Raw genomic sequence first — 13,458 nt, forward strand, 5'->3', positions numbered from 1 at the left:
AAGTATTCTTTAAGGAAGCTATCGACAATTTCGAAGCTATTTTTATGGCTGTTGTTGGGGGCAACGAAAGAACTGGCTATACTTTTTAGATTTTGTCATTTATAAATACATCTTATTATTAAGATGTTGGAGTCTTTCAGATCATTAGAGGTACAGAAATTTATACTTCACCGTATCCGTACCCTTTGAATTGCAGCTCATCGGAAAGGGTTTTCCACGTAGCTTTTCTAAGTTTGGCTACACTCCAATGTTTTGGTGCTGTCAGTGGATTTTCTTTCATGTTATCCAGTTCCCATTGTAGGTACTGTATGTTATTGATAATTGGTATTTCGAAATTATCCACCTTTACTTTAGGCGCTTGAAACTCATTGATAAAAGCTGTATTAATAAGCTCAATGGTTTGTTCGTTTTGATATTGCTCTTTCAGGCAAGCTTTATAGAACCTACTCATATTATTATCTTTTAAGTTCAAATAGTTCGTTGGTGCATGGTACTACTTTAATACCATCATATAGAAAGACATCTATTTTCTGAGCTCCTACTTTTTTGGCTTGTTTATAGAAGTCATCGTAGTTATATTGAATAGAGGCGTTATCATAGGAGTTAATCCCGATAGAGACAAGCTCAAGTCTTAATTCTTTATTACGTTCTTGTTTATTGAGTTGTCTAAAAGGTTGAAATTCTAGACCATTGTACTTAAATTTTTTCATGACGTTATATTTTTTTAAAGAGGGGAAGTCCCTTACCTCTTCCCCTCTCAGTATATACAGGAACTAGCTATCCTTTAGTTCCTGCAATGGTTCTAAACTCTATTTTATTCTCCCCATCCACAAAACCAAGGTCTACTATTTTGGCTGTTGTCAGCTCTGGGTAAAGATTTGAAAAGTGGTTTAAGATATCTTCATTGGATAGTGTTGGATTGATATCATCTAGGGTTATTTTTTCGCTTCCATTTACAAACAGAAGTTTCTTTTGATTTGATCTATTTTCATAACTATTCACTAAAAAGAGAGGGTTTGTTATACTTTTTCATGGTCTCTATGATATCGAGAGCCTTTTTATTCTTAGGGTCAATGTCTAGGACTTTTTGTGCTAGATTGATTGCCTTTTGGTGATCTTTAAGAGCATTAAATTCTTTATGGTCTGTACATTCAGTAAGAGCGAGAATTGTTTTTTTGATTTTCTCCTTTTATCTTTATTGTATTGAGAATTTTTTTGAGCTTGTTCTAGATTTTTTTCATATTCTTCTATATTGGAGATTATTTCAGATGTTTTCTCCATTGGTTGTTGAATGATATCAAAGAATTTTTGATCTAGTTCTTCTGCTGATGCAGTAAGGGTCAATTGCTTGATTTTGGTAATGGCTTTATCCTGAGCATTTACCTTTGGCAGTACCGACACAGAAACGATTTTGTCGGTACTTATAGTGATTGCCAAGGTAACTTGCTTCACATTGAGTGTTTGCGAGTTTTTGAAAAAACATAATACTTAAACTTAAAAAATTAAAAAAGTGGGGTATAGATATTATCTTGATAACCTTCGGTTACTTCTACGAAATTGATCATTCGTTTAATAGTTTCAGTAAGATTTACGGCATTTTCCAGCACGTATTTTTTGACTTCTTCTTTGGAGTTTCCTAATAAGTTCAGGCGTGCATTTCCGATAAACTGATTGGTTTCGGTATCGGCTTTAATGGGGAGTTCCCAACCGACAAAAAGTAGATTTTGTGGGTCATTTATAAGGTAGACCTTTTTACGTTTGCCTTTAATCTTTCCGTAGTAGCCTTTTTCATTGTGTCCGTGTATGGTTGATTCGGTTTTACAAGTTATTGCCATAGCTTCGCCGACAGTAAAAAAGGGTAATTTTCGTGCCTTTTTTCAGGCTTTGAGAGTTTAGATTTTCCATAATTAGTGAGATTTAGAATATTCTTATATATATATATAAAGATACGAACAAACCTTTGTTTTTCTTGGAAAAACAAGGGTAAAACCCACCTTACTCTTCTTTTCCCTAACCATAAAAAGTGTTGGATTTAGTTAGGGCTAGCGTTCTTGATTGTAGAGATATTAAAGCCTTTGCTTTGTAAATTTTTGTTAGGAGGAAAAGCGACTTTAGAAGCTCTTTCTTTTGTTACAAAATCCAATGGCAAAGGCTTTTTATATAAGCGTAAAGCAAGGTGAAACGTCTTTATAAAACAGGTCCTTTATTTGATTGTTTTTCTTTGTTTTTGTTTTTCTTTTTATTTGATCATTTTTAGAATCTTCACTAGGAGTGTTTTCTTCTTGAATTTTATCTAACTTTTTATTGATCTGTGCTATTCTGCTTTCGATGCTATGTATTTGATCTTGTTTTTGAAAATCGGTATCTATGATAATTTGGTTTCCTTTAATTTCTTTTTTTGTCTTTTCTACTAACTCTTTATACTCTTTGAGTAATGGAGTTACTTTTAAAAGAGCATTTTTAATATACATTGCAACATCTTTTTCATTTTTATTAAGTTGTCTTTTGCCATATCCATAGGTGTTTTCACTATTAGTTCTTACTAGAATGTTTCCGTGAGAATAGAATAAAGTTGCTTTATAAAAAGTAGCAATATCAAATTCCTGTTGCTTTTGAGATTTTTCTTGACAGTATTCAATAATATGTTTTCCGAGTACTTTAGGTTTCATAAAATTTTTTCCATTGATAAGAATAATGTTTTGGTAATAGTTTGAGTCTTCCAATATGGTTTGAGGGAAATCTTTATGGTCTATTTGAAGATTTTTTTCTATGTCTTGATAATTCTTGAAACGTTCCTTTTGGCGATATTGGGCAAACTTTGCGCTCTGATGATTTTTTTTAAATACTTCTTTTTCAATTTTTAAAGACTCCAGTTCTTTTTTAAGATTTTCTTTTTAAAAAAGAGGGCTATCGTGTGCCAGGGCTAATAAGGAGTTATAGTCCATTTCACCTTTATCATCGATAGGACCTAAATCAATAGAATTAAGTTTAATAGAAACCGTTGACTAGTTGGCTAATAAAACGGGCTTTGGTATTTACATGGTTTAACATGACAGCATCGGAAGTGTTTTTGGTTATATAGAAATTGACTTTTACTTGGTTATTATAATGAGATTTGGCAAAAAACATTATCTGGTCTTGCTCCTCTACCGTTTCTCTGATCTATTTTAGAGGGGTCAAAAGGAATATCTACATGATGAATATGAATAAGTCTATTTTGAAAATTTGTTCCAGTACCTAGTTTATCGGTTGAACCGATAACAATACGATAAATACCTGCATTTAAATCTTTAAAGCACTGTTCTCTTTGAAGGTCATTTTTAAAGTCATGAATAAAAATGATTTCATTAGGATTAATTTTGTGTTTATCAATTAAAGTATTTTTAATATGATCATAGACATTAAAACTATCCTTGGGAGTTCCTATATCAGAGAATATGGCTTGTACTCCTTTAAATTCGTTCGTTTCATAGTAAGTATTGGCAACATGCTCTGAGATAATTGATAGTTTATTATTTTCATTTTCTATAAGGTCTTGGTTAAGTAATCGTACATCAATAGAGAATACCTCATGTGATGGAGTGCTATTAAAGATACTGCTGATAGTTCATAATTTTTACTATCACCTGTATTGATAAAGTCTCTAATATTTTCAAAATAGTTGTTTTGAAGTTTTGTAGGTTTAATTTGAATGGCCTCGACAACGATTTGAGGCTTGTCTACTTTATGAGTAGTTGAATTGACAATAATAGAGACTTGTCTATAAAGAGAGGCAAGGAGGCGTAATTTTTTAAATTCTCTAAAACGCTCTTTTACTTTAAAATCACCATTAATAGTAGGTTCAAATTCATAGGTTTTATTGGCAAACATTTGAGCCCATTGATCAAAAGATTCTATGTTGAGTTGTTTAAGTTTTTCAGGAATTAGGTATTTAAAAATTACATAAGCTTCAGTGATAGAGTTTTTAATTGGTGTACCAGAAAAAAAAGAGGCTTGATAATCTTTACCTGATATTTTTTGAAGTGTTCGAAGTGATGCTAATAGATTCTTACTTCTTTCAGATCCAGAGGAGGTATTTAAACCACCAACACGGTTGTGTCTAGTGGTATACATTAAGTTTTTGAATTTATGGTATTCATCCACCATAATATGATTGATTTTCATACTTTCAAAATCCAGTGTATTGTCTTTTTTAAATTCTAGTTTAGCATAAATTTCTTTTAATTCAACGGTTAAATTTTGTTTTTCTTCGTTCTAGGCCGTGTAAGGTCGCTTTATGTATTTTAAATGAATTATTATGAATTACTGAAAGGTCTTTTTCCAAGTGATTTAATTCATTTTGAATAATTTCAACAATGGTATGAACAGATTGGGGGATCTGTTTAAAAGTTTCATGACTCATCAATATAATATCATAATCATTGTGAGCAATGTTTGCAAAAGCGATTTCTCGTTTAGTTTTGGTTTTTGCGTTTTTGTCATCTAGTACGAAAAGATTGGCATTAGGAAAAGCGTTTCTAAAGTTAGATTCTAGCTGTTTTAACGTGGGTTTTAAACCAACAATAAGTGTTTTTTTTAGAAATCCCTAACTCTTTTAATTTCATTGCGGAAATAGCCATAGAAAGCGTTTTTCCGAAGCCTACTTCTTTATGAACTAAGAGTCCTTCATTTTGTAAGATACCGGCGGTAGTGTTGAGTTGATAATTATAAGGGGTAAAGTGTTCAAGACCTTTAAAGGTTAGATGTTTTCCATCATATACAGGATTGAGATGAGCTTCATATTTATTATAGAAAATCGTTTCTATTTTATCTTTGATTGTTGGATTGTCTAATACGTATTGTTTGAATCTTGTAGAGTAGTTCAAATTTAATTTTGAACTCGGTCATTTTAACCTTATCTGTTTTCTTATTGTCTTTATCCCCTTTAGTTACATAAGGTATAGATTGGTTAAGAGCAGCTGCGAGTACTTTTTCAAAATCGTAATAAATGTTTTGAGTTTGAATGGTAAATCTTTTGGTAAGATCGAAATCTAATGATCAACTCTGACCATATATTTGAACTACTTTGATTAAATCGAATGACAACCTGAGTAAAGTATTTATATCAATAAAATCTTCAACCATATCATAGGGCATCCATGATTCGTGAAGCTTAATATCCATGTCTTCAAAAGAAGTTATGGGTGGTTTAACCTCTTCGAGTTTAGCAATGGTTTTATCTAAGTAGGATTTGTCTATATAACTTTGTATTTTCCAAAATCCCCATTTTTATAGAGATCTATTTTTTGATAGATCAAACCGCTGAAGAATTCTTGTGAAGTAACGATATTCACTTTTGGTTCTTTTGAAAATCGAAGTAGAAAAGTTGCTCCGAAATTCCTTGTTCTATAATTTGTTTTTGAGGTATATTTAAAAGAGATGAAATTTCTTTGATATCTAATCTATTGTATTTATTTAAACTATAAAAATAGCATCGTTGAGAGAATCAATTTTTACTTCAGATTCCTTGATTCTTTGACTTGATGAGAAGATATCGGATTTGATAATGTTTTTGTTCTAGTTTTTCAAGACCTAGAATAAGTGGAGCTTGTCTATCAAGAGCTACAAATGTCTATTTCTTTTTCATTAAGAGCACCGTATTGAAAGAAAAACAAATCGTAATCATAATTAAGTTCTTTTTGTATGGAGTTAAAAAGTCTCTATTTTTGATTCATTGATAAGATCTATATAACGATCTCTGATGTGAATAATTTAGATAATTTATCAAATTCAAGGGGTTTGTTTAATGTAATCAAGAGTTTTGAAGCTGATATTTTAGCAATTATTTTTGATCAACGATAATATTGCCAGGTTGTAATTCGCCTCTATATAGAACAGCACTTGGCAAGTTAGTTTCTACTGCTACTTCTTGGTTTCTAGGGTTCTTGAGATTTAAGAGAAAGGTAAAGTCTATGCTTTTAAAATTAGAAAATTGATCAAAACTATGCTTAGGTAATGTTCAATACTATTGTTAAAAGAGTCGATAGTATAATCCTATTATGATAAAGTCCGCCTTCTATGATTTCACCAAGTACATTCTCTGGATATTCCTTAAAATAGGCACTATAGGAGACTTTATTGTCTCCAACATTAATGGCTTTAGTATCAATAAAGAGTTGGTTTAAATCCTTTTGTTCTTTAGTGGTAATAAGTCCTTGATTATTTTGAAAAAAAAGGAGATCTGTTACAACTTTAGTGTTTTCCTTTTCAAAGGTATCATTTGGAAGTCTGAAACCTCCAATAAAATTGGATTGGTTAATAATTTGTTGTCTAATTTTTTGGTTTTTCTCTCTATCCAATAGATTTTTAGTAGTAATAATAACGGCAATTCCTTTGGGGTTTAATAGTGTATTGATTTTAAATGAGAAATAGCCATGTAGGCTTTTTTTAATTACGTAATCGTCTTCATAATGTGATATGGAAGGGTCAAAAACGGATGCACTACCGAAAGGTATATTAGAAATTATCAGATCATAGGTTTTAGGTGCATCGGTATTGGCGTGTACTTCAAAAGGAATTCCATAGAGAGTAACGTTTTTATTGTTTTGAAAATTGTGAGAGAATATAGAGGAGGTGATAACATCTTTTTCAAAGGCAGTGTATTTAGCTTGAGGAAAAACTTTGAGAAGAGATTTTACAAAAGCACCGTTTCCTGCGGCAGGTTCTAATATGGTTTTAGGAAGAAAGGTATTGTTTTTATTTAAAAAGTTCACAATAAGATCGACCAGTGGATCGGGAGTAAAATAAGAAGTTAAAGAAGCTTGCTTTAGGCTACTTAAAACAGTTTGAGAATATTGTTCTCCGTAAAATTTATTTAGTGTTTGTTCGAGTAATTGAAAGTCTTTTTCAGATTTAATAATATCAAATATTCGTCCGAAACCAGGGTTATTAATAAAAGTATTTTTAAAGTTATTACTATTATTTATAGCTTCAATAGTTTGAATGATGTACTGTAAGTACTTCTTTTTGGATAGCTTCATAATTTTGAGATGAGATTTAGAATAATACTAAGTAAAACAGGGAAGGGATGCTGTTTTACTTAGTTAGTTTTAAAATATATTATTGAGTAATAAGGGAGTTAGTTTTCTTGATAGTTTTGCATCTTTTCGATAACTATATTCATGATTTTATTTTTGAGCTCATTTGTCTTTGAGATGTTATTACAATAGATGATAATGTGGGTTTTATTTTCAGAAGAAATTTTTAAGGAAAAGTTACCTTTACTATTACGATAGCTTTTAGAGAAATTGAGTTTTTCTATAAGTTCTGTAACGGAATCAAAAAAAATTAGAGTATTGAATACTTCTTGTTTTGTTTGATGATTTTGAATTGATAATGTGAATTGCATTGAGTGAGTTTTATAATGAGATTTCTTTTTTTTTGTCTTTAGGCAGATATTTTGATATTTGATTTAGTTTATGATAGTTCTTATCATTATTAAATTCTTTAACCAATTTATCAAAAGATTTTTTATTGAGTGGTTCAAACTGAATATCTCTATTATTAGCGATATGTTTTGTTATGAAATATTTTTGAGTTTGAAAGTGTTTTTTTATTTCAACTGATTTTTGGTTTTTATTTAGTGAAATACTTTCAGATTCGAGAAAGAAGTTTTTGTCGAAAATTACATTTTTATGAATGTTGTTTCGAACCTTTAGAGGAATATTTTCATTGGAGAGAAACTGTTCCATTGAATACCATTTAGTTTGAGATTGCCCTTTTTCACTGATAATAGTTCCTATTTTAAGTTCTCCATGGCTTTGCCCTAAATAATATTTAGAATTTAGTTTTGAAATAAGTTGTATATTATTTTGATTGACTTGGTGTTGTATATCCTTTGGAGTAAGAAGGTATATATTATTTTGATTTGATTTTTGAATTAGGGGTTCAATAGAAATAAAATCTTTGTTGATTTCATTGACCGTTCCTATGATTGATTTTCCTTTGTGATCAAATTTAATATTTTGATGAAGGTATTTGTCTTTGTTTTGGAAAATATCTAGGTTAATAAGTTGTACGTTTTTTTGAAAATACTTATTGTTTTTAAAAGCTTCTACAACAATAGCATTGAATTGGTTTTGAATAAAAGTTTGTTTTTCTTTAGATATAGATTGAATATCTTTTTTAAAAAAGAGTCTTTTAAACTGAAGATTGGAACTATTTAGAGGGTGTAATTTATGAAGTTGTTCTTTAATTTTTCTTGGGGAATAGGGATTCCATATAGGTAGGTTATTTACTTTATTATAGGAAAGGTAAAACTTATTATTTTTACTGTTATATCCAATTATAATGTTTTTATTAACGATAGAATTGTCGAGAATTTCAATGTTTCCAATGGGGATTATTTTTTGATCTTTTTCGCTTTGTTTTTCTAAGAGTTGATGTTTGGCTATGAGTTCGTTAAGGTTGTGGGTGATAAAACCTTTTTTTTCCAGATCGATGTTTTTTAGGTAGATAAGGTGTTTGAGGCTTGTGATTTCTTGGGGAGAAACGTTTTTATATTCTATGTTTTTAAAAATTTTAAAATCGAGGTCGTTAATAGCGTTAACTTTATTTTTTATTTTAAATACTTTTTTTTTGAAGTTGTGAAGAAATTTTTGAAGTTGTGAGAATTCTTGTATTGAATGTTCCATAATTAATGAGATTTGAGATTTTTTTTAGAATATTATTACAGGTTTATAATTTTTTCAAAGATGTCCCTTTTGAGATTAAATGAGGCTTTGGGGTCAATCTTTTCTTTGTTTTTTATGATTTCATAATGTAAATGGCTTCCGGTGGACGCTCCAGTGTTTCCAATAGTTCCTATAAGTTGGTTTTGTTTGATTCGATCACCGCGAGATACTAGGATTTTATCCATATGTGCATAGAGTGTTTGAAAACCGAAACGATGTTGAATAATAACGTGATGGCCATAGCCATTCTTATCTAGTTTAGCCTCAATTATAAATCCGTTAGCGGAGGCATATATTTCTTTACCCACTGGACCAGCAAGGTCTATGCCATAATGTTTTTTGTATTTCTTATCAATAGGATGAAAACGTGTTCCAAAATTACTTGATAGTTGATAATCTCCTTTTTCCAAAGGAACAATAGAAGGGATATCATCTAGTACCGCAGGAACAAATATTAAATAAGGTTCGAGCACATTGATATAACTATATGAATTTAGTTTATAAAGATATACTCCAATATTTTTATTAATTTTTTTTATGATTATTTTTTGTTCTCTAGCTAAAAAAAGAGAATCAATAAGGCTATCTTTTGAAGATTTACTGAGTTGATAGGATAATTTTTCGAATTCACTTTTTTGTTCCATAAGCCACTTGGGACTATCTGAAAATTTTTTATTAAACAAGGTAAAACATATAATAATAATAAAAAAACCAATGGCAAGTGCCTGGCTTGAAGAGAGATCTTTGAAAAACGTTCTCAAGAAACTAAGTGTTTTTTTTATATAAATATCCTTCATTTTATTTGCGGTTTTAATTTTAATTTGTAGTTTTGTTTTATAGTTTATTTACAAACTTAGTAATTATTTACAAATTTAAAAAGAGAAACAAGTGTTAAATTATTGGAGTGATCATAATCAGAGGGTTTATTTACCGACACTATTTGACTATCTAAATTACAAGCTATTAGCTACAGATAAGAAGTATGTTGTATACGGAAAATCTGGGTTTTATTATGTAGTTATTAAAACAGATAAGGGGTTTTTATACTATAATACACAACAACCTGAGTTAAAGTTGCAAGCTTCTGATTTGGTAGAAGAGTATGTTGCAAAGATTGAAGGTAGAGAGGTTAAAGGATTATGGGGTAAGTTGCACAATAAGTTTAATGAATATCTTGATAAAGAGTGTGATTTACTTTTAAATACGGAAGAAATTGCATTAGAAATAGTTGACACAAATTTTAATCATTTCCTTTTACTTAATATTCCATTCTCATCTCAAGCAAATGCAAATAATTCAAAGGAAGTAGATAAATTATACAAGGGGTTAGAAGACGATCCGATTATAAAGGGTCGTCTTTTTTTAACAAAACAGGGTGAGGTGAAATTTCCTCTTTTCAATAGTGGTAATAAGATTTGTGGATATTTAGTTGATGGTAAACAATTAAATAAGGACGAATTTACTACTGTAAAAAACAGTATATGGTTTAGTAATATTCCCAAGAAAATAGAGCGTATTGTAGTTTTCAAGGATCCAAAAGAAGCTATATCATTTTACAAGACTTTTAACTTGGATGATTCGTTGTATTTAGCCATACCTGATATCAATTATGAGACTACGAAAATATTAATGAAAATAAAAGAAATAGCAAAAGCAAAGAAGTTAATTATATCTTTTACTGGATCAAAAGACATTGATGGTTATTTAAGGGATTTACAATTTATTTCTTTTTTGACTCAGGATAACTTTAATGTGAGTATTCTTCATAATTACATATCAGTGGTCTTTAAAAAAGGAGAAGAAAAAACTTTTATACGTTATTTCAATAAATTAAAAGAATTTAATGCTGGTGTAAGTAATGATTTTATTGAGTACAATAAATTTCCCAATCAGCAAAAGATCAATAGATCGATAATAGGACTATCAAGTGAAAAGGATATGGTAAAATTAAGGATACCGATAGAGGTAAATGCCATTAAATTTTCGGTATGGAATTATTTCAAGCATTATTTAAAAGAGGGCTTAGAAATATTAAAACCTAAGAAACATTCTTGGGTTAATGAATTTAACACAAAATCGACGGCTAATGAAGGAAATACTTTTGAGGAGTATAAGATAGCACAATAAAAAAAAGGAAGCTCTCACACTTCCTTTTAAATAATATTCTAAATCTCACTCATTAAATATGATGTTCTCACGCATCATATTCACGTTTAATGTTTCTCACGCATTAAACCATGAAATCTATTACAAATATAGTAATAAAAATAATATTCAAATCTCAAATCTCATTAATTATGGAAAAACAAGAACAAAAAAAGTATGCATTCGTTAAGTTGAACAATGTATGGCAGCGAGCCATCGTTACAAAAGAGGAAGACTTAAATATTCACTTTAAGTTTAAAAGTGGACAAGAAGAGGTTTTCTCAAAGGATAGTAAGTTTTACGAGCTTAGTTCGAATCCAAAACAAAGATATGCTAAAAAGGAAGTTGAGGAAAAACTTGCTAACGTTTTTATAAAACAAAAAGAAGTTGACCCATACGTGAAGAGTCTTTTATCTCAAGGTCAGGACGCTTACTATGAATACACTTATAAAGATACTCAGGGGGTTAACAGAGATGGTGTAAAAATGCTTCGCATGAAATTTGATCAAGATCTTGGTTCAAAGCTTGATGTTACTATTAAAAGCAATAAGGAATTCACCTTAGCCAATGCTGTCTCAAGAAACTACCAATTTACCAAAGAAGAATACAATCAATTGATAATGGGAAAACAGGTATTGTATAACGCGGTATCAAAGGATGGTGAACAATATCCCAAAATTGGTTGGTATTCTGAAAAGTTAAATCAGGTAATTGATCGTTCATTGCTTTCAGAAAACACCTATGTGTATGGTCAAAAGTTAACACATGACCAAGCCAAAAGTTTAAATGAAGGGGAGACTATTAAGTTTGAGTACACCACTAAAGGTGGTGAGAAAAACACCGTTGATATCTATTATGATGCGAAGGGTGATAAAACTAGAAGCCCCAAGAATGAACAGGCAAAGAACTTGGATGTAACTTTTGAGGAAGTAGGTCTTAAAACTTCAAATGAGCAAGGAAAAGTAAAGAATTCCGAAAAAAAAAATAGTAAAAAACAAGGAATAACAATGTAGTCCCCCAGGCTTTTTTTAATTTTCCCTATTTTTATCAATAGCCAATATGAAAATATTGGCTATTGTTGTAAAACAATTAGAGTATGAATTACGACGACATAAAAAAAAACGGATATATTGATAAGATTAATACAGAGGTTAATTTCCCTATGTATTTAAAAACTATTGGTTTTGATTTGTATAAAAAGAGTGCTGGCTCGATGGAGTTCAGAAAAAAGAACTCTAATGAAAAAATTGTTTTAAATACTTCAAGAGATATTATCAGTTATTTTGATAGAAACGATTCAGAGAACAAAGGATATTTTTTTAAATTTTTAAGAAACTACAAGCGTCTTAATTTTTTTGAAGCCGTAAAAGAAGGTCTAGAAATAATTAATAGAGCTGAACTTATCAATATAGAAGAATTAAAAGTAACTAAAAGAGTGAAATCAAGTGATAAATCGCTTGAGAATAATTACAATATTACTGATTTAAAAAATCCTAGGCATTTGGTAGTTGACAGGCACATTTCGAGGGAAACCTTGGAATCTCCATATTTAAAGGGACGAATTTTCAATGCGTATCACATCAATGATAATGGAAGTAGAATACCTAATATTGCTTTTCCTAAATATGATAGTTCGGGTATAATTAAGAATTATATTGTTTATAACAAGCCTTATTTAAGTAAGAAGACCGATAAGGTCGAGAAATTCAGAGTTGTATTAAATAACAAGGATCGTTATTTATTTTATACGAACCCAAATTTAGGTAAAACCGACACTATTTATTTTGCTGAAGATGGAAAAGATTTAGCGGCTCATATTGAGCTGAAAAATCCTAAGAATGCGATGTATTTTTCCTTTGGAGGAAATGTTTATAAAGAAAAGTTGGAAGAATTTAGTTCTAACATATTACCAAGAATAGTATCTAACCCTAATATTCAAATTCATTCTATTACAGATAATGACGCTGCTGGTTTTTCTTTTGATGTAAGTGTTTATACCCATATGACTAGTGAACTAAATAAGGAAATTATGGTAACAACGGGTCATAAGGATAACAATGCTTGGATTATGGTTCATTATAATAATATAAGTGATATTGAAAAGGATTACAAGTATATAAAATCTGAATTAGAAGCTACCTCTATAAATACTGTGTTGTTTAAAGATAAAGTAAAATTTGAGTATCAAAAAAAGCATTCTAATAACGAAAAAGGAATTAGTATTGATAACAAAAGAATGTTGTCTGTTTTCAATAAAGTGTATCTTCCTATAAAGGGGGCTAAACTTGAAAAATCTGTAGCTAAAGATTGGAATGATGATTTAATCATTTATAAGAAAAATAGGGTAAAATCTCTTAATTCTTTTACCATTGAAGACTTTGAAAGAGGGGATCGTATTAAACTAAAAAGTGAAAAAGGACCCGAAGGGACATCCAATGAAGGCATTGTAAATAAAAAAGATAAGGAGAAATTAGTTGTTGATTTTGGTTTAAATCATCAATACATCATTCCCTTAGATGCAATTAATATTCTATATAAATCTCATTATAAGGTAGCCGATAAATCGGTTATCGAAAAAAAAAACAATAATTTAAAATTATAA

Annotated in this window: 15 protein-coding genes and 1 pseudogene; 3 read left to right on the forward strand and 13 right to left on the reverse strand. The window is 29.9% G+C overall.

The window, feature by feature from the left end; genetic code table 11:
* Positions 1 to 160 precede the first annotated feature (160 nt).
* From BLW23_RS16390 to BLW23_RS16445, 13 genes and pseudogenes are all read right to left on the reverse strand, one after another.
* Positions 161 to 451 carry a hypothetical protein gene (locus BLW23_RS16390; RefSeq protein WP_093671885.1) on the reverse strand — a complete coding sequence of 97 codons (291 nt, stop codon included), beginning with the start codon at positions 449 to 451 and terminating at the stop codon, positions 161 to 163.
* 4 nt (positions 452 to 455) lie between these two features.
* Positions 456 to 710 carry a hypothetical protein gene (locus BLW23_RS16395; protein WP_093671887.1) on the reverse strand — a complete coding sequence of 85 codons (255 nt, stop codon included), beginning with the start codon at positions 708 to 710 and terminating at the stop codon, positions 456 to 458.
* A 67-nt stretch (positions 711 to 777) separates the two neighbouring features.
* The gene (locus BLW23_RS16400) at positions 778 to 1,002 is read right to left on the reverse strand and encodes a PRTRC system protein C (protein WP_176829857.1); all 225 of its coding nucleotides are present in this window, start codon (positions 1,000 to 1,002) and stop codon (positions 778 to 780) included.
* 90 nt (positions 1,003 to 1,092) lie between these two features.
* Positions 1,093 to 1,467: pseudogene (locus tag BLW23_RS16405) on the reverse strand (PRTRC system protein E); the annotation flags it as partial.
* A 35-nt stretch (positions 1,468 to 1,502) separates the two neighbouring features.
* Positions 1,503 to 1,835, reverse strand: a complete 333-nt coding sequence (locus tag BLW23_RS16410; RefSeq protein ID WP_093671893.1) for a hypothetical protein — start codon at positions 1,833 to 1,835, stop codon at positions 1,503 to 1,505.
* Between the two features lie 321 nt (positions 1,836 to 2,156).
* On the reverse strand, positions 2,157 to 2,669 hold the full coding sequence (locus tag BLW23_RS16415) for a hypothetical protein (RefSeq protein ID WP_143032205.1): 513 nt from the start codon (positions 2,667 to 2,669) through the stop codon (positions 2,157 to 2,159).
* 434 nt (positions 2,670 to 3,103) lie between these two features.
* A complete protein-coding gene (locus BLW23_RS23925) occupies positions 3,104 to 3,604 on the reverse strand; it encodes a helicase C-terminal domain-containing protein (RefSeq protein WP_093672117.1) in 501 nt (166 codons plus the stop codon).
* On the reverse strand, positions 3,526 to 4,164 hold the full coding sequence (locus tag BLW23_RS16425) for an SNF2-related protein (RefSeq protein ID WP_093671897.1): 639 nt from the start codon (positions 4,162 to 4,164) through the stop codon (positions 3,526 to 3,528). Before BLW23_RS16425 ends, BLW23_RS23925 begins: the two co-directional genes overlap by 79 nt.
* Positions 4,165 to 4,523: 359 nt before the next feature.
* On the reverse strand, positions 4,524 to 4,865 hold the full coding sequence (locus tag BLW23_RS16430) for a hypothetical protein (protein ID WP_093671899.1): 342 nt from the start codon (positions 4,863 to 4,865) through the stop codon (positions 4,524 to 4,526).
* A 172-nt stretch (positions 4,866 to 5,037) separates the two neighbouring features.
* Positions 5,038 to 5,163 (reverse strand): hypothetical protein, encoded by a 126-nt coding sequence (locus tag BLW23_RS23730; protein ID WP_255362820.1) that lies wholly within the window; start codon positions 5,161 to 5,163, stop codon positions 5,038 to 5,040.
* An 824-nt stretch (positions 5,164 to 5,987) separates the two neighbouring features.
* Positions 5,988 to 7,019: an N-6 DNA methylase gene (locus BLW23_RS16435; RefSeq protein ID WP_093671901.1), complete on the reverse strand. Its 1,032-nt coding sequence runs from the start codon at positions 7,017 to 7,019 to the stop codon at positions 5,988 to 5,990.
* A 378-nt stretch (positions 7,020 to 7,397) separates the two neighbouring features.
* Complete coding sequence (locus tag BLW23_RS16440; protein ID WP_093671903.1) at positions 7,398 to 8,672, reverse strand: hypothetical protein; 1,275 nt, start codon at positions 8,670 to 8,672, stop codon at positions 7,398 to 7,400.
* Positions 8,673 to 8,707: 35 nt separating this feature from the next.
* Positions 8,708 to 9,508 (reverse strand): M23 family metallopeptidase, encoded by an 801-nt coding sequence (locus BLW23_RS16445; protein ID WP_093671905.1) that lies wholly within the window; start codon positions 9,506 to 9,508, stop codon positions 8,708 to 8,710.
* 91 nt (positions 9,509 to 9,599) lie between these two features.
* On the opposite strand from BLW23_RS16445, the gene BLW23_RS16450 reads away from it, so the two are divergent.
* The 3 genes from BLW23_RS16450 (at position 9,600) to BLW23_RS16460 (ending at position 13,458) form a co-directional block, all read left to right on the forward strand.
* Positions 9,600 to 10,838: a hypothetical protein gene (locus tag BLW23_RS16450; RefSeq protein WP_093671907.1), complete on the forward strand. Its 1,239-nt coding sequence runs from the start codon at positions 9,600 to 9,602 to the stop codon at positions 10,836 to 10,838.
* Between the two features lie 170 nt (positions 10,839 to 11,008).
* On the forward strand, positions 11,009 to 11,869 hold the full coding sequence (locus tag BLW23_RS16455; RefSeq protein ID WP_143032206.1) for a DUF3945 domain-containing protein: 861 nt from the start codon (positions 11,009 to 11,011) through the stop codon (positions 11,867 to 11,869).
* 83 nt (positions 11,870 to 11,952) lie between these two features.
* Positions 11,953 to 13,458: a hypothetical protein gene (locus BLW23_RS16460; protein WP_093671911.1), complete on the forward strand. Its 1,506-nt coding sequence runs from the start codon at positions 11,953 to 11,955 to the stop codon at positions 13,456 to 13,458.

This window comes from Tenacibaculum sp. MAR_2009_124, from assembly GCF_900105455.1.
GTDB lineage: Bacteria > Bacteroidota > Bacteroidia > Flavobacteriales > Flavobacteriaceae > Polaribacter.